We start from the raw sequence: 16,204 nt of genomic DNA on the forward strand, positions 1-16,204 counted from the left end.
TTACGCGGTTCTGGTGACGCTTTGACTGACAGGAAAACGCATGTCTCTACCGCAACTCTCGCTTTCAGCCGCACGTAATCTCCACCTGGCCGCGCAGGGGCTGCTCAAAAAGCCCCGACGCCGCGCGCAGCCTGCCGATATTCTCTCTACCGTACAACGCATGTCGCTACTCCAGATCGACACCATTAATATTGTGGCCCGCAGCCCTTACCTGGTGCTGTTTAGCCGCCTGGGGAGTTATCCTTCCCAGTGGCTGGATGAGGCGCTCAGCAAGGGGGAGTTGATGGAGTACTGGGCGCATGAAGCCTGCTTCCTTCCTCGCAGCGATTTTGCCCTGGTGCGTCACCGTATGCTTGCGCCGGAAAAGATGGGCTGGAAATACCGACAGGCCTGGATGCAGGAACATGCGGCTGAAATAGAGCAGCTCATCGCGCATATTCAGGAAAACGGTCCTGTACGCTCTGCCGATTTTGAACACCCGCGCAAGGGGACAAGCGGCTGGTGGGAGTGGAAGCCGCACAAACGTCATCTCGAAGGGTTATTTACCTCTGGCAAAGTCATGGTGATTGAGCGGCGTAACTTTCAGCGCGTCTACGACCTCACGCATCGCGTGATGCCGCACTGGGACGACGAGCGCGACCTGCTTACCCAGGAGACGGCTGAGGCCATTATGTTAGAAAACAGCGCCCGTAGTCTGGGGATTTTTCGCGCGCAGTGGCTGGCGGATTATTATCGCCTGCGCCAGCCCGTGCTGAAACCGCTGCTGGACATGTGGCAACGGGAACAGCGCGTCATTCCCGTTACCGTGGAAACGCTGGGCGAAATGTGGCTACATGCGGATCTCCTCCCGCTATTGCCTCAGGCCCTGGAGGGGAAACTGCAGGCAACCCACAGCGCGGTATTGTCGCCTTTCGACCCGGTCGTCTGGGACAGAAAACGCGCCGAGCAGCTCTTTGATTTCAGCTACCGGCTGGAATGTTATACCCCGGCCCCAAAGCGCCAGTATGGCTACTTTGTTTTACCGCTGCTGCATAAGGGACAGCTGGTCGGGCGCATGGATGCCAAAATGCACCGCAAGACCGGCACGCTTGAAATCATTGCGCTTTATCTGCAAGAGGGCGTCAGGGTGACGGCGAGCCTGGAAAAAGGATTAACGTCCGCCATTAGCGAATTCGCGCGCTGGCAGGGTGCCGACGACGTGACGCTGGGCAGGCTACCCGACGGATTGTTTACATCCTGTCGAAGTGGCTGGGAAACAGGCACGCCCTGAAAAGGGAATGTGTTAAGCTTTAGCGATTACCCATACGGAGGAACTATGGATCACCGTTTACTTGAAATTATTGCCTGCCCGGTATGCAACGGCAAACTTTACTACAGCCAGGACAAACAAGAGCTCATTTGCAAGCTGGACAGTCTGGCTTTCCCGCTGCGTGACGGTATTCCGGTATTGCTGGAAAATGAAGCCCGTTCCCTGGTGGCAGAAGAGAGCAAGCCATGAGTTTTGTCGTCATTATTCCTGCGCGTTATGCTTCAACGCGTCTGCCGGGTAAACCGCTGGTGGATATTAACGGCAAGCCGATGATTGTGCATGTCCTCGAGCGCGCGCGTGAATCGGGCGCTGACCGCGTGATTGTTGCCACCGACCATCCGGATGTCGCTCGTGCGGTTGAGGCCGCAGGCGGAGAGGTGTGCATGACTCGCGCCGATCACCAGTCCGGCACCGAACGTCTGGCGGAAGTGGTTGAGAAATGCGGTTTCAGTGATGATACGGTCATCGTAAACGTGCAGGGTGACGAGCCGATGATCCCCGCGGTCATTATCCGTCAGGTGGCCGAAAACCTGGCGCAGCGTCAGGTCGGAATGGCGACGCTGGCGGTACCCATTCATCATGCAGAAGAAGCTTTCAACCCGAATGCGGTGAAGGTCGTCATGGATGCGGAAGGCTATGCGCTCTATTTCTCCCGCGCCACGATCCCGTGGGATCGCGATCGCTTTGCGCTCTCTAAAGAGACCATCGGTGATACCTTCCTGCGTCATATTGGGATCTACGGCTATCGCGCCGGCTTTATTCGCCGCTATGTGGCCTGGGCGCCGAGCCCGCTGGAGCATATCGAAATGCTGGAGCAGCTTCGCGTGCTCTGGTACGGCGAGAAAATTCACGTTGCCGTTGCTGAGGAAGTCCCCGGCACGGGCGTAGATACCCCTGAAGATCTTGAGCGCGTTCGCGCCGAACTGCGTTAATCTTACCGGCATCTCTCCGCAGGGAGGGATGCACTCTCCGCTTTATTTTTCACTTTCTTTTTCCTGATTGATCTCTTCCGGGTGACATCTTCATTAAGGACGCTCATTATAAAAGCAGTAGTCTTAATGGGGGTAATCTCATATGGAACAGCTGCGTGCCGAACTTAGCCATCTGCTGGGTGAAAAGTTAAGCCGGGTCGAATGCGTGAGTGAAAAAGCCGATACCGCGCTCTGGTCGCTTTACGACAGTCAGGGTAACCCGATGCCGCTAATGGCAAGAAGTTTCACGTCACCCGGCGTTGCCAGGCAGCTTGCATGGAAAATGTCGATGCTGGCGCGGGAGGGAACCGTGCGTATGCCAACGGTGTATGGCGTGATGACCCATGAGGAACACCCCGGCCCGGACGTACTGCTGATTGAACGTTTACGCGGTGTGCCCGTTGAAGCGCCCGCGCGAACGCCGGAACGCTGGGAGCAGCTGAAAGACCAGATTGTCGAGGCGCTGCTGGCCTGGCACCGTCAGGATAGCCGTGGACTTGTCGGACCGGTTGACAGCACCCAGGAAAACCTCTGGCCGCTGTGGTACCGCCAGCGGGTTGAAGTGCTGTGGGGAACGCTTAACCAGTTCAACAATACCGGTTTAACCATGCAGGACAAACGTATCCTGTTTCGCACCCGGGAGTGCTTACCGGCCTTGTTCGACGGTTTTAATGACAACTGCGTGCTGATCCACGGCAATTTTACCCTGCGCAGCATGCTCAAAGACGCCCGCAGCGATCAGCTTCTGGCAATGGTGGGGCCGGGCATCATGCTCTGGGCACCGCGCGAATATGAGCTGTTCAGGCTCAGCGACAGCGGGGCGGCGGAAGGCTTACTGTGGCATTACCTTCAACGCGCCCCCGTTGCGGAAGCGTTTCTCTGGCGACGCTGGCTCTACCTGCTCTGGGACGAAGTCGCGCAGTTGGTGAACACCGGACGATTTAATCGCGCAAACTTCGATCTGGCAACAAAATCACTCTTGCCCTGGCTCGCCTGAGGATCCTTTCAGCCACTGCCAGAGACGTCCGAGCGTCTCGTAGCCGACGCGGTCGCTGTGCATCAGCCACACCGGGGAGGGGATCGCCCGTTCCCACGGGTTGAGCGGTGCGTCGATGGCCATCTGGTTTGCCGGTGCGGGAAGCGGGCGCAGGCCTTGCTTCTCAAAGAAAATCATCGCGCGCGGCAGGTGCGAGGCGGAGGTCACCAGCAGGAACGGGGCATCGCCAATCGCCTGCTTCACTGCAGCAGCCTCTTCTTCGGTGTCTTTCGGGCTGTCCAGCGTGATGATTGAGGAACGCGGCACGCCGAGAGATTCCGCGACCCTGGCGCCCGCTTCAGCCGTACTCACCGGGTTCGTTTTGGCCGCCGCGCCGGTGAAGATCATTTTTGATCCCGGATTCGCCAGCCACAGGCGAATACCTTCGTTCAGCCGTGGCAGGCTGTTGTTGATCAGGTTTGAGCTCGGGGCCCAGTCAGGATCCCAGGTATATCCACCGCCCAGCACCACGATGTACGACACTTTCTGATTTCCCTGCCATGTTGGGTACCTGTTTTCGATGGGGCGTAACAGGCCATCCGCGACCGGTTGCAGGCTCAACAGCATCAAGACCAGCCAGCCGAGCGTGATAAGCGTTTTGCCACTCTTCTGAAAGCGACTGAACCACACCAGCGCCAGCCCCAGCGCGATGATGATGAGCAGCAGCGGAAGGGGAAGCATCATCCCTCCAATGTATTTCTTAAGGGTAAAAAGCATCCTTTTTGGTTCCTTTTTTGACCATATAGCAGGTGATTGCCGGTGATATTACACCAGAGAGGTTCATTCTCCGCGCGGGTGTGACAAAATAGCGGTTTTGCAGTTAGCGAGTGGAACTCTCCCAATGCGGGATCGCAATTTTGATGACATCGCGGAAAAATTTTCGCGCAACATTTATGGCACCACGAAGGGGCAGCTCCGTCAGACGATCCTCTGGCAGGATCTGGACACCATTCTGGCTACGTTCGGTGGCCAAACGTTGCGCGTGCTGGACGCCGGTGGTGGTGAAGGGCAGACGGCCATAAAAATGGCTGAACGCGGTCATCACGTCACGCTTTGCGATCTTTCTGCTGAAATGGTCGCCCGCGCGACGCGTGCGGCAGAAGAGAAAGGTGTGAGCGACAACATGCATTTTATACAATGCGCCGCTCAGGACATCGCACAGCATTTGGAAACCCAGGTTGATCTGATATTGTTTCATGCGGTGCTGGAGTGGGTTGCCGATCCGCAAAGCGTGTTACAAACCCTGTGGTCGATGTTGCGCCCGGGCGGCACGCTGTCGCTGATGTTCTACAATGCTAACGGCTTCCTGATGCACAACATGGTTGCGGGAAACTTCGACTATGTTCAGGTCGGGATGCCCAAAAAGAAAAAGCGCACGCTTTCCCCGGACTATCCGCGCGATCCACAGCAGGTTTATGGCTGGCTGGAAGCGATTGGCTGGCAGATTGTCGGGAAGACGGGCGTCAGGGTGTTTCATGATTATCTGCGTGAAAAACACAAACAGCGTGACTGTTTTGACACCTTAACAGAATTGGAAACGCGGTATTGCCGTCAGGAGCCTTTTGTCAGCCTTGGCCGCTATATTCACGTCACCGCGCACAAGCCGCAGATGCAAGGATAACCTATGAGTGAATTTTCCCAGACAGTCCCCGAACTGGTTGCCTGGGCCAGGAAAAACGATTTCTCCATCTCGCTGCCGGTAGACAGACTCTCTTTCCTGCTGGCGGTCGCCACGCTGAACGGCGAGCGGCTGGATGGTGAAATGAGCGAGGGTGAACTGGTGGATGCGTTCCGCCACGTCAGTGATGCGTTTGAGCAAACCAGCGAAACCATTAGCGTCCGTGCCAACAACGCGATCAACGATATGGTGCGTCAACGTCTGCTGAACCGCTTTACCAGTGAGCAGGCGGAAGGAAACGCCATCTATCGCCTGACGCCACTGGGCATCGGCATCACCGATTATTATATCCGCCAGCGTGAATTTTCCACGCTGCGTCTTTCCATGCAGCTGTCGATCGTGGCCGGTGAGCTTAAGCGCGCCGCCGATGCGGCAGATGAAGACGGTGACGAATTCCACTGGCACCGAAACGTCTATGCACCGCTGAAATATTCGGTGGCGGAAATCTTCGACAGTATCGATCTGACCCAGCGCCTGATGGACGAACAGCAGCAACAGGTGAAAGACGATATCGCACAGCTGCTGAATAAAGACTGGCGAGCGGCCATCTCCAGCTGTGAACTTCTGCTGTCAGAAACCTCCGGTACGCTGCGTGAGCTGCAGGATACGCTGGAAGCCGCAGGGGATAAGCTGCAGGCGAACCTGCTGCGCATCCAGGACGCGACGCTGGCGCACGACGATCTGCACTTTATCGATCGTTTAGTGTTCGATCTGCAGAGCAAACTGGACCGTATTATCAGCTGGGGTCAGCAGTCGATCGACCTGTGGATTGGCTATGACCGACACGTGCATAAATTTATCCGTACCGCGATCGATATGGATAAGAACCGCGTCTTTGCCCAGCGTCTGCGCCAGTCAGTGCAGACCTATTTCGATGCACCGTGGGCGCTGACCTACGCCAATGCCGATCGTCTGCTGGATATGCGCGACGAAGAGATGGCGCTGCGCGATGAAGAGGTGACCGGTGAACTGCCGCCGGATCTCGAATACGAAGAATTTAACGAAATTCGCGAGCAGCTTGCGGCGATGATCGAAGAACAGCTCGCGGTCTATAAAACCAGACAAGCTCCGCTGGATCTTGGACTCGTGGTGCGCGACTATCTGGCGCAATATCCGCGCGCGCGCCACTTCGACGTTGCCCGCATTGTGGTAGACCAGGCGGTTCGCCTGGGTATCGCGCAAGCAGACTTCACCGGACTGCCGCCGAAGTGGCAGCCAATTAACGATTACGGAGCCAAGGTACAGGCGCATGTCATTGACAAATATTGAACAAGTGATGCCGGTTAAGCTGGCACAGGCGCTGGCGAATCCGTTATTTCCGGCGCTGGACAGCCAGCTGCGTGCCGGTCGTCACATTGGCTTAGACGAGCTGGATAATCACGCCTTTTTGATGGACTTCCAGGAGTACCTGGAAGAGTTTTACGCACGCTACAACGTGGAGCTTATCCGCGCGCCGGAAGGGTTTTTCTACCTGCGCCCGCGCTCCACGACGCTGATTCCGCGTTCCGTGCTCTCCGAGCTGGATATGATGGTCGGCAAAATTCTTTGCTACCTCTACCTCAGCCCGGAACGTCTGGCGAATGAAGGGATCTTCACCCAGCAGGAGCTTTACGACGAGCTGTTGACGCTGGCAGATGAGAGCAAGCTGCTCAAGCTGGTGAACAACCGCTCCACGGGGTCGGATCTTGACCGTCAGAAATTACAGGAAAAGGTCCGCTCTTCCCTGAACCGTCTGCGTCGTCTGGGGATGGTCTGGTTTATGGGTCACGACAGCAGCAAATTCCGCATTACGGAATCTGTCTTCCGCTTCGGCGCCGACGTGCGTGCGGGCGATGACGCGCGTGAAGCGCAGCTTCGCATGATCCGCGACGGTGAAGCGATGCCGGTGGAAAACCATTTGCAGCTCAATGATGAGCATGAAGAGAATCTGCCGGATAGCGGGGAGGAAGAGTAATGATTGAACGCGGTAAATTTCGCTCACTGACGCTGATTAACTGGAACGGCTTCTTTGCCCGAACGTTCGATCTGGATGAGCTGGTCACGACGCTCTCCGGCGGTAACGGGGCGGGTAAATCCACCACCATGGCGGCCTTTGTCACGGCGCTGATCCCTGACCTGACGCTGCTTCACTTCCGTAACACCACCGAAGCGGGTGCCACAAGCGGTTCCCGTGATAAAGGTCTGCACGGGAAGCTGAAGGCCGGCGTCTGTTATTCGGTTCTGGACGTCATTAACTCCCGCCATCAGCGCGTGGTGGTGGGCGTACGCCTGCAGCAGGTTGCCGGTCGCGATCGTAAAGTCGACATTAAACCGTTCGCCATCCAGGGGCTGCCAACGTCTGTGCAGCCGACGGCGCTGCTGACGGAAACCCTGAACGAACGCCAGGCGCGCGTGCTGACGCTCCAGGAGCTGAAAGATAAGCTCGAAGCGATCGAAGGCGTGCAGTTCAAACAGTTCAACTCGATTACCGACTACCACTCGTTAATGTTCGATCTGGGCGTGGTGGCGCGTCGTCTGCGCACGGCATCAGACCGCAGCAAATACTATCGCCTGATTGAAGCGTCTCTGTACGGCGGTATCTCCAGCGCGATTACCCGCTCCCTGCGCGACTACCTGCTGCCGGAAAACAGCGGCGTGCGTAAGGCCTTCCAGGATATGGAAGCGGCGCTGCGTGAAAACCGCATGACGCTGGAAGCGATTCGCGTGACCCAGTCTGACCGTGACCTGTTTAAACACCTGATCAGTGAAGCCACCAACTACGTGGCGGCGGACTACATGCGCCACGCCAACGAGCGCCGCGTCCATCTCGATCAGGCATTAGAATATCGCCGCGAGCTGTTTACCTCCCGTAAACAGCTGGTGGCCGAGCAGTACAAGCACGTCGAAATGGCGCGCGAGCTCGGTGAGCACAACGGTGCCGAGGGCGACCTGGAAGCCGATTACCAGGCCGCCAGCGATCACCTGAACCTGGTGCAAACTGCGCTCCGTCAGCAGGAAAAAATCGAGCGCTATGAAGCGGACCTCGATGAGCTGCAGATCCGTCTCGAAGAGCAAAATGAAGTGGTGGCCGAAGCCGCCGAGATGCAGGAAGAGAACGAAGCCCGCGCCGAAGCGGCCGAGCTGGAAGTGGATGAGCTGAAAAGCCAGCTTGCCGATTACCAGCAGGCGCTGGACGTGCAGCAGACGCGTGCGATCCAGTACACCCAGGCACTGCAGGCATTACAGCGCGCGAAAGAGCTGTGCCATCTGCCTGACCTGACGCCGGAAAGCGCCGACGAGTGGCTGGATACCTTCCAGGCCAAAGAGCAGGAAGCCACTGAGAAACTGCTGTCCCTCGAACAGAAAATGAGCGTTGCGCAAACGGCGCACAGCCAGTTTGAGCAGGCCTATCAGCTGGTCGTAGCGATTAACGGCCCGCTGGCGCGTAACGAAGCCTGGGACGTTGCCCGTGAACTGCTGCGCGACGGCGTGAACCAGCGCCATCTGGCCGAGCAGGTTCAGCCGCTGCGTATGCGTCTGAACGAGCTGGAACAGCGCCTGCGCGAGCAGCAGGAAGCCGAGCGTCTGCTGGCGGAATTCTGCAAACGTCAGGGCAAAAATTACGATTTTGACGAGCTTGAGGCCCTGCATCAGGAACTCGAGGCGCGTATCGCTGCGCTTTCAGACACGGTCTCCAGCGCCAGCGAACAGCGTATGACGCTGCGTCAGGAGCTGGAACAGCTGCAGTCCCGTTCGCAAGCGCTTCTGCAGCGTGCACCGGTCTGGCTGGCGGCCCAGAGCAGCCTTAACCAGCTCAGCGAACAGTGCGGCGAGCAGTTTGAATCCAGTCAGGAAGTGACCGAATACCTACAGCAGTTGCTGGAGCGTGAGCGCGAAGCCATTGTTGAGCGTGATGAAGTCGGCACGCGCAAGCGTGAAGTCGACGAAGAAATTGAACGCTTAAGCCAGCCGGGCGGTGCGGAAGACCCGCGTCTCAATGCCCTGGCGGAACGTTTTGGCGGCGTGCTGCTGTCCGAGATTTACGACGATGTCGGTCTGGACGATGCGCCATACTTCTCCGCGCTGTACGGTCCATCCCGTAATGCGATTGTGGTGCCGGATCTGTCGCTGATTTCTGAGCAGCTTGCCGGCCTGGAAGATTGTCCGGAAGATCTCTACCTGATCGAAGGGGATCCGCAGTCGTTCGATGACAGCGTATTCAGCGTCGACGAACTGGAAAAAGCGGTGGTGGTGAAAATCGCTGACCGTCAGTGGCGCTATTCCCGCTTCCCTGAGCTGCCGCTGTTTGGCCGCGCCGCGCGCGAAAGCCGCATCGAAAGCCTGCACGCCGAGCGTGAAACGCTATCTGAACGTTTTGCGACGCTGTCGTTTGACGTGCAGAAAACCCAGCGCCTGCATCAGGCGTTTAGCCGCTTTATCGGCAGCCATCTGGCCGTGGCCTTTGAAGCTGATCCGGAAGCGGAAATTCGCAAGCTCAATACCCGTCGCGGCGAGCTGGAGCGGGCGATTGCCAGTCATGAAAGCGACAACCAGCAGAGCCGCGTCCAGTTCGAGCAGGCGAAAGAGGGCGTCGCGGCCCTTAACCGCATTCTGCCGCGCCTGAATCTGCTGGCGGATGACACGCTGGCCGATCGCGTGGACGAGATCCAGGAGCGCCTGGATGAAGCGCAGGAAGCCGCGCGCTTCGTGCAGCAGCACGGCAATCAGCTGGCGAAGCTGGAGCCGGTTGTCTCTGTCCTGCAGAGCGACCCGGAACAGTTTGAGCAGTTGAAAGAAGACTATGCCTGGTCGCAGCAGGTGCAGCGCGAGGCGCGTCAGCAGGCGTTCGCCCTGACGGAGGTGGTGCAGCGTCGCGCCCACTTCGGCTACTCCGATTCGGCAGAAATGCTGAGCGGTAACAGCGATCTGAATGAAAAGCTGCGTCAGCGCCTTGAGCAGGCGGAAGCGGAACGTACCCGCGCCCGCGAAGCAATGCGCAGCCATTCCGCTCAGCTGAACCAGTACAACCAGGTGCTGGCCTCGCTGAAAAGCTCCTTCGATACCAAGAAAGAGCTGTTAAACGACCTGCAGAAAGAGCTTCAGGACATCGGCGTTCGTGCCGACAGCGGGGCAGAGGAGCGCGCGCGCATTCGTCGTGACGAGCTGCATGCTCAGCTGAGCAACAACCGTGCGCGTCGCAATCAGCTGGAAAAAGCGCTGACCTTCTGCGAAGCAGAAATGGATAACCTGACCCGTCGCCTGCGCAAGCTGGAGCGCGACTACTTTGAGATGCGCGAGCAGGTCGTGACCGCGAAGGCGGGCTGGTGCGCGGTGATGCGCATGGTGAAAGACAATAACGTTGAGCGTCGCCTGCACCGTCGCGAGCTGGCATATCTTTCTGCCGATGAGCTGCGTTCCATGTCGGATAAGGCGTTGGGTGCCCTGCGTCTGGCGGTGGCGGATAACGAACACCTGCGCGATGTTCTGCGCATGTCTGAAGATCCGAAACGTCCTGAACGTAAAATCCAGTTCTTCGTGGCGGTTTACCAGCACCTGCGCGAACGTATTCGTCAGGACATCATTCGTACTGACGATCCGGTCGAGGCTATCGAACAGATGGAAATCGAGCTGGGTCGTCTGACGGAAGAGCTGACCTCTCGCGAGCAGAAGCTGGCGATCAGCTCCCGCAGCGTGGCGAACATCATTCGTAAAACCATTCAGCGCGAGCAGAACCGTATCCGCCAGCTCAACCAGGGTCTGCAGAGCGTGTCGTTTGGCCAGGTGAACAGCGTGCGCCTCAACGTTAACGTGCGCGAAGCGCATGCCACCCTGCTGGAAGTGCTGTCTGAGCAGCACGAACAGCATCAGGATCTGTTCAATAGTAACCGTCTGACCTTCTCTGAAGCGCTGGCGAAACTGTATCAGCGCCTGAACCCGCAGATTGATATGGGCCAGCGTACGCCGCAAACCATCGGTGAAGAGCTGCTGGATTACCGTAACTACCTGGAAATGGAGGTAGAGGTAAACCGTGGTTCAGACGGCTGGTTGCGTGCGGAGTCCGGAGCACTCTCAACCGGTGAAGCGATCGGTACCGGTATGTCAATTCTGGTGATGGTGGTACAGAGCTGGGAAGACGAAGCGCGCCGCCTGCGCGGCAAAGATATCTCCCCATGCCGACTGCTGTTCCTGGACGAGGCTGCGCGTCTTGATGCGCGCTCCATTGCCACGCTGTTTGAGCTTTGCGAACGTCTCGATATGCAGCTCATCATTGCGGCACCAGAGAACATCAGTCCTGAAAAAGGAACAACCTACAAGCTGGTGCGTAAAGTGTTCCAGAACAGCGAACACGTTCACGTTGTGGGGCTGCGTGGCTTTGCGCCGCAGCCGCCAGAGTCACTGCCAGAAACCACGGCGGACGCTTCCTGACGCGTTTTCCGATCCGAAGCGGCGCCCTGGCGCCGCTTTTTTTTTAAACTTAACTTGTGCTTAGGGCTGCGTTATCTTTAAACTTCTTTACATAAGGTAAGGCAACAGCTTAGCCGTCTACCTATAATGAAAGAAAGCCCCAACGTGATGGGCATGTCGTGAAAACAGGGGGCAAGGGATGTTGCTTAAGAAAGAATGTGGTCGTCAGCTGTCGGCGCTTAGTTTATGCCTGGCAGTGATGTTTGCTCCACTGTTAACCGCCCAGGCCGACGAGCCTGAAATTGTGCCGACTGACAGCTCGGCAACGACAGGCGCGCAGCCTACGTCGTTGTCCCAGCCGCTGGAACAGTCTCCGGCGACGGCTATCATGGCCGGTATTAAGCCGCTGCCGGAAGGCATCGATGCCGAATCGCTCAGCCAGCAGCTGCAGTCAGGGCTGCCGTCAGGCTACACGCCGGTCTATATCAATCAGCTCACGCTCCTCTATGCTGCCCGCGATATGAAACCGATGTGGGAAAACCGCGATGCCGTGCGCGCCTTCCAGCAGCAGCTGGCGGAGGTCGCGATTGCAGGGTTTCAGCCGCAGTTTACAAAGTGGGTTGAGCTGTTAACCGATCCTGCCGTGTCCGGTCAGGCACGGGACGTCGTGCTTTCCGATGCCATGATGGGCTATCTGCAGTTTGTGGCGGGTATTCCGGTCAATGGCAACCGCTGGCTGTACAGCGATAAGCCGTATAAGCTGGCGACGCCGGCGCTGTCGGTGATTAACCAGTGGCAGTTAGCCCTGGATAACGGCGAACTGCCGCGCTTTATTGCCAGCCTCGCACCAGCGCATCCACAATATGCCACTCTGCACGAGTCGCTTCTCGCGCTGGTGGGCGACTCGCGTCCATGGCCGCAGATGCGCGGCACCGCGACGCTGCGTCCGGGGCAGTGGAGCAGCGATGTGCCTGCTCTGCGAGAGATCCTGACGCGCTCCGGTCTTCTTGATGGCGGGCCACATATCGCTCTGCCTGGTGACGATCCACAAAACACGGCGGTCAGCCCGTCAGCGCCCGTGAAAGAGAAAAAAGCGATTGCCGTCAGCAATAAACCCGCAGCATACGATCGCGAGCTGGTTGCGGCAGTGAAGCAATTCCAGGCCGCTCAGGGACTGGGAGCCGATGGCGTCATTGGCCAGACGACACGAGACTGGCTGAACGTATCGCCTGCGCAGCGGGCTGGGGTGCTGGCGCTCAATATCCAGCGTTTGCGCCTGCTGCCTGGAACTCTCTCTACCGGGATTATGGTTAACATTCCGGCGTATTCACTGGTCTATTACCAGGACGGTAGCGAAAAACTGGCGTCACGCGTGATTGTCGGGCGTCCGGATCGCAAAACGCCGATGATGAGCAGCGCGCTGAATAACGTGGTGGTTAACCCGCCGTGGAACGTGCCACCGACGCTGGCGCGTAAAGACATTCTGCCGAAAGTCTGGAACGATCCGGGTTATCTGGAACGTCATGGCTATACGGTAATGCGTGGCTGGAACAGTAAAGAGGCCATCGATCCTTATATGGTCGACTGGTCGACAATCACGGCTTCTAACCTGCCGTTCCGTTTCCAGCAGGCTCCGGGGGCGCATAACTCTTTAGGGCGTTACAAATTCAATATGCCGAGTTCTGACGCTATCTATCTGCACGATACGCCGAACCACAATCTGTTCCAGAAAGATACGCGCGCGCTGAGTTCTGGCTGCGTGCGCGTGAACAAAGCCTCGGAGCTGGCCAATATGCTGCTGCAGGATGCGGGCTGGAACGATACGCGCATTTCGGATGCCCTGAAGCAGGGGGATACGCGTTACGTTAATATTCGACACAATATTCCGGTCAATCTTTACTATCTGACGGCGTTTGTTGGCGAAGACGGGCGGACTCAGTACCGTACAGATATTTACAATTATGATCTCACCGCGCGATCTGGCGCACAAATTTTGCCAAAAGCGGAACAATTAATCAGGTAAATGAAGCAGTTCGGGAAAAATGATTGTCGTAAGTTAGGGTGAATAAGGGGCTATATCGCTGCAAGCCGCGTATGCACTGGGGTTGGGCGCCTTGACGTACCCGGTTTTGCCAGTTAAGGTGCCCTTCGTGCGCTAAGCATATTACGATTTCTTTTACCTGTAGACCTGATTATCATGGACAAATTTGACGCTAATCGCCGCAAACTGCTGGCGTTAGGTGGTGTTGCGCTTGGCGCAGCGGCCATCTTGCCGACGCCAGCATTTGCCACCCTCTCGACACCTCGTCCGCGAGTTTTAACGCTCAACAATCTTCATACCGGTGAGTCGTTAAAAGCGGAGTTCTTCGATGGCAGAGGCTATATTCAGGATGAATTAGCAAGACTTAACCATTTTTTCCGTGATTTCCGCGCGAATAAAATTAAAGCCATCGACCCAGGACTGTTTGATCAGCTTTTCCGCCTTCAGGGCCTGCTGGGTACCAGCAAGCCGGTGCAGCTTATTTCTGGTTATCGCTCGGTTGATACCAATAATGAACTGCGCGCCCACAGTCGCGGGGTAGCGAAAAAAAGCTATCACACGAAGGGCCAGGCAATGGATTTCCATATTGAGGGCGTTTCGTTAGCCAATATTCGCAAAGCTGCGTTATCTATGCGCGCAGGTGGTGTAGGATATTACCCCAGCAGCAACTTTGTGCATATTGATACCGGTCCGGTTCGGCACTGGTAATAACGAAACACAGGAGCAGTATGAACTATCGTATTATTCCGGTTACCGCGTTCTCCCAGAATTGTTCACTCATCTGGTGCGAACAGACTAAACTGGCCGCGCTTGTCGATCCCGGCGGTGACGCTGAGAAGATCAAGCAGGAAGTCGCCGACAGCGGCGTGACGCTCATGCAGATTTTACTAACACATGGTCACCTCGACCATGTGGGCGCAGCGGCTGAACTGGCTGAACACTACGGCGTGCCGATTGTCGGTCCGGAAAAAGAAGATGAGTTCTGGCTGCAGGGGTTACCTGCCCAAAGCCGCATGTTTGGCCTTGATGAGTGTCTGCCCCTGACGCCCGATCGCTGGCTGAATGAAGGAGAGCGCGTTAGCATAGGGAATGTGACTTTACAGGTGTTGCATTGTCCTGGGCATACGCCAGGCCATATCGTCTTCTTTGATGACCAGTCCCGTCTGCTGATCTCCGGCGATGTGATTTTCAAAGGTGGCGTAGGACGCAGCGATTTTCCGCGCGGCGATCACGGACAGCTGATTCAGTCGATTAAACAGAAGTTATTGCCGCTGGGTGATGATGTGACGTTTATCCCTGGGCACGGTCCGATGTCGACGCTGGGCTATGAACGGCTCCATAATCCGTTCCTTCAGGATGAAATGCCTGTCTGGTAACCCGCATAAAAAAAGCCTGCATAATGCAGGCTTTTTTATAGGCGCAAATTACAGTACGGCGACAATCGCTTCGCACAGCGGCGCCATGTTGTCAGGCGTCATGCCTGCAACGTTCACGCGGCCAGACGCCACGGCGTACACGCCGAACTCTTCACGTAGACGCAGAACCTGCTCTTTGGTCAGGCCGCTGAAAGAGAACATGCCGTTCTGTTTGATGATAAAGCTGAAGTCGCGATCCGCGCCTTTCTCCGCCAGGGTGTTCACAAACAGCAGGCGCATGCGCTGAATACGCTGACGCATATCGTTCAGCTCTTGTTCCCAGATGGCGCGCAGCGCATCGTTGCTCAGGATAGTCGCAACGACAGATGCACCGTGAGCCGGCGGGTTAGAGTAGTTAGCGCGGATAACGGATTTCATTTGGCTGAACGCGCGATCGACGGTCTCATCGTTAGCCGCAACCAGCGTACAGGCACCTACACGCTCATTGTACAGACCAAAGTTCTTGGAATAGGAACTGGCAACGATCAGCTCCTGATGCACGGCGGCGAACGCGCGCAGGCCTTCAGCATCTTCTTCCAGACCACGGGCGAAGCCCTGGTAGGCAAAGTCAAACAGAGGCAGCCAGCCTTTCTCTACAGACAGCTTCGCCAGGTGTTCCCACTGCTCAAGCGTTGGATCGATACCGGTTGGGTTGTGGCAGCAGCCGTGGAACAGCACCACGTCACCCGCCTGCACTTCGCTCAGGCTTGCCAGCAGGCCGTCAAAGTCCAGAGAGTGGTTTGCTGCGTCGTAGTAGGCGTATTCACGCACTTCCAGACCCGCAGAGTTAAAAACGCTCTTGTGGTTAGGCCAGCTTGGGTTGCTTACCCATACGCGCTTAACAGAGGTGTTTTTCGCAAGGAAATCCGCCGCCACGCGCAGCGCACCGGTACCGCCCGGAGTCTGTGCTGTACGGGCACGTTTGTCACTCACAATTGCGCTGCCTTTACCGAACAGCAGCTCCTGGGTACAGCGACCAAATTCAGGGATACCATCAATACCGAGGTAGTTTTTGGTGGTTTCGTTTTCCAGCAGATACTGCTCAGCTTTCTTGACGCTGGTCAGTACCGGAGTTTTGCCGGTTTCATCTTTATATACACCAATACCCAGGTTGATTTTGCCAGGGCGGTCGTCGGCACGAAACAGATCGGCCAGGCCCAGAATCGGGTCGGCAGGAGCGGCGGTAATGTTCTCAAACATGACGAAGTTCCATTGTGATTACAGAAGTGAAATCCGCTATCAGGTTAACGGTAGATTTACAAAATGCCAACCGTTTGTGACGAAAAGCGTGCGGCTTTTCAAAAGTCGCCATTATTTTCTGTCAGGCATAAAAAAACAGGGCCGAAGCCCTGTTCATTAAGCATATAACA

The 16,204-nt window shown here is 56.8% G+C and carries 13 protein-coding genes; 11 read left to right on the forward strand and 2 right to left on the reverse strand.

The window, feature by feature from the left end; genetic code table 11:
* The first annotated feature begins 40 nt into the window (after positions 1 to 40).
* The 4 genes from F3J31_RS08320 to F3J31_RS08335 all read left to right on the forward strand — a co-directional run bounded on the left by F3J31_RS08320 (position 41) and on the right by F3J31_RS08335 (position 3,277).
* The gene (locus F3J31_RS08320; RefSeq protein WP_167212460.1) at positions 41 to 1,270 is read left to right on the forward strand and encodes a winged helix-turn-helix domain-containing protein; all 1,230 of its coding nucleotides are present in this window, start codon (positions 41 to 43) and stop codon (positions 1,268 to 1,270) included.
* A gap of 45 nt (positions 1,271 to 1,315) precedes the next feature.
* On the forward strand, positions 1,316 to 1,498 hold the full coding sequence (ycaR, locus tag F3J31_RS08325; protein ID WP_006174474.1) for a protein YcaR: 183 nt from the start codon (positions 1,316 to 1,318) through the stop codon (positions 1,496 to 1,498).
* Positions 1,495 to 2,241: a 3-deoxy-manno-octulosonate cytidylyltransferase gene (gene kdsB, locus F3J31_RS08330; RefSeq protein ID WP_008499959.1), complete on the forward strand. Its 747-nt coding sequence runs from the start codon at positions 1,495 to 1,497 to the stop codon at positions 2,239 to 2,241. Before ycaR ends, kdsB begins: the two co-directional genes overlap by 4 nt.
* A 142-nt stretch (positions 2,242 to 2,383) precedes the next feature.
* Positions 2,384 to 3,277: a YcbJ family phosphotransferase gene (locus tag F3J31_RS08335; protein ID WP_045908382.1), complete on the forward strand. Its 894-nt coding sequence runs from the start codon at positions 2,384 to 2,386 to the stop codon at positions 3,275 to 3,277.
* On the opposite strand, the gene elyC is transcribed toward F3J31_RS08335, so the two are convergent.
* Positions 3,254 to 4,033 (reverse strand): envelope biogenesis factor ElyC, encoded by a 780-nt coding sequence (gene elyC / locus F3J31_RS08340; protein WP_167212463.1) that lies wholly within the window; start codon positions 4,031 to 4,033, stop codon positions 3,254 to 3,256. The two genes, F3J31_RS08335 and elyC, sit on opposite strands and share 24 nt — an antisense overlap.
* A gap of 124 nt (positions 4,034 to 4,157) precedes the next feature.
* Here elyC and cmoM point away from each other — a divergent pair, with 124 nt between their 5' ends.
* The 7 genes from cmoM (at position 4,158) to F3J31_RS08375 (ending at position 14,795) form a co-directional block, all read left to right on the forward strand.
* Positions 4,158 to 4,937 (forward strand): tRNA uridine 5-oxyacetic acid(34) methyltransferase CmoM, encoded by a 780-nt coding sequence (gene cmoM, locus F3J31_RS08345; RefSeq protein WP_032649174.1) that lies wholly within the window; start codon positions 4,158 to 4,160, stop codon positions 4,935 to 4,937.
* Positions 4,938 to 4,940: 3 nt separating this feature from the next.
* The gene (mukF, locus tag F3J31_RS08350; protein WP_008499955.1) at positions 4,941 to 6,263 is read left to right on the forward strand and encodes a chromosome partition protein MukF; all 1,323 of its coding nucleotides are present in this window, start codon (positions 4,941 to 4,943) and stop codon (positions 6,261 to 6,263) included.
* Positions 6,244 to 6,948 carry a chromosome partition protein MukE gene (gene mukE, locus F3J31_RS08355; protein WP_008499954.1) on the forward strand — a complete coding sequence of 235 codons (705 nt, stop codon included), beginning with the start codon at positions 6,244 to 6,246 and terminating at the stop codon, positions 6,946 to 6,948. Before mukF ends, mukE begins: the two co-directional genes overlap by 20 nt.
* Positions 6,948 to 11,399 carry a chromosome partition protein MukB gene (gene mukB / locus F3J31_RS08360; protein ID WP_167212466.1) on the forward strand — a complete coding sequence of 1,484 codons (4,452 nt, stop codon included), beginning with the start codon at positions 6,948 to 6,950 and terminating at the stop codon, positions 11,397 to 11,399. Before mukE ends, mukB begins: the two co-directional genes overlap by 1 nt.
* A 178-nt stretch (positions 11,400 to 11,577) precedes the next feature.
* Complete coding sequence (gene ldtD, locus F3J31_RS08365) at positions 11,578 to 13,401, forward strand: L,D-transpeptidase (protein WP_167212469.1); 1,824 nt, start codon at positions 11,578 to 11,580, stop codon at positions 13,399 to 13,401.
* Between the two features lie 174 nt (positions 13,402 to 13,575).
* The gene (locus tag F3J31_RS08370; RefSeq protein ID WP_014169403.1) at positions 13,576 to 14,127 is read left to right on the forward strand and encodes a YcbK family protein; all 552 of its coding nucleotides are present in this window, start codon (positions 13,576 to 13,578) and stop codon (positions 14,125 to 14,127) included.
* A 20-nt stretch (positions 14,128 to 14,147) separates the two neighbouring features.
* Positions 14,148 to 14,795 (forward strand): MBL fold metallo-hydrolase, encoded by a 648-nt coding sequence (locus F3J31_RS08375; RefSeq protein WP_157188860.1) that lies wholly within the window; start codon positions 14,148 to 14,150, stop codon positions 14,793 to 14,795.
* Positions 14,796 to 14,843: 48 nt separating this feature from the next.
* Here F3J31_RS08375 and F3J31_RS08380 read toward each other — a convergent pair whose 3' ends face one another.
* Positions 14,844 to 16,034 (reverse strand): amino acid aminotransferase, encoded by a 1,191-nt coding sequence (locus F3J31_RS08380; RefSeq protein WP_167212472.1) that lies wholly within the window; start codon positions 16,032 to 16,034, stop codon positions 14,844 to 14,846.
* Between the last annotated feature and the right edge of the window lie 170 nt (positions 16,035 to 16,204).

It is taken from the genome of Enterobacter sp. Acro-832 (assembly GCF_011752745.1).
Lineage (GTDB): Bacteria > Pseudomonadota > Gammaproteobacteria > Enterobacterales > Enterobacteriaceae > Enterobacter > Enterobacter quasiroggenkampii.

Excerpts from the sequence above, each read along its gene's own strand:
- F3J31_RS08370 (WP_014169403.1), top strand. The coding sequence starts at position 13,576 with ATGGACAAATTTGACGCTAATCGCCGCAAACTGCTGGCGTTAGGTGGT.
- F3J31_RS08320 (WP_167212460.1), top strand. The coding sequence starts at position 41 with ATGTCTCTACCGCAACTCTCGCTTTCAGCCGCACGTAATCTCCACCTG.
- elyC (WP_167212463.1), bottom strand. The coding sequence starts at position 4,033 with ATGCTTTTTACCCTTAAGAAATACATTGGAGGGATGATGCTTCCCCTT.
- mukE (WP_008499954.1), top strand. The coding sequence starts at position 6,244 with ATGTCATTGACAAATATTGAACAAGTGATGCCGGTTAAGCTGGCACAG.
- mukF (WP_008499955.1), top strand. The coding sequence starts at position 4,941 with ATGAGTGAATTTTCCCAGACAGTCCCCGAACTGGTTGCCTGGGCCAGG.
- ycaR (WP_006174474.1), top strand. The coding sequence starts at position 1,316 with ATGGATCACCGTTTACTTGAAATTATTGCCTGCCCGGTATGCAACGGC.
- F3J31_RS08375 (WP_157188860.1), top strand. The coding sequence starts at position 14,148 with ATGAACTATCGTATTATTCCGGTTACCGCGTTCTCCCAGAATTGTTCA.
- cmoM (WP_032649174.1), top strand. The coding sequence starts at position 4,158 with ATGCGGGATCGCAATTTTGATGACATCGCGGAAAAATTTTCGCGCAAC.
- F3J31_RS08335 (WP_045908382.1), top strand. The coding sequence starts at position 2,384 with ATGGAACAGCTGCGTGCCGAACTTAGCCATCTGCTGGGTGAAAAGTTA.
- F3J31_RS08380 (WP_167212472.1), bottom strand. The coding sequence starts at position 16,034 with ATGTTTGAGAACATTACCGCCGCTCCTGCCGACCCGATTCTGGGCCTG.
- ldtD (WP_167212469.1), top strand. The coding sequence starts at position 11,578 with ATGTTGCTTAAGAAAGAATGTGGTCGTCAGCTGTCGGCGCTTAGTTTA.
- mukB (WP_167212466.1), top strand. The coding sequence starts at position 6,948 with ATGATTGAACGCGGTAAATTTCGCTCACTGACGCTGATTAACTGGAAC.
- kdsB (WP_008499959.1), top strand. The coding sequence starts at position 1,495 with ATGAGTTTTGTCGTCATTATTCCTGCGCGTTATGCTTCAACGCGTCTG.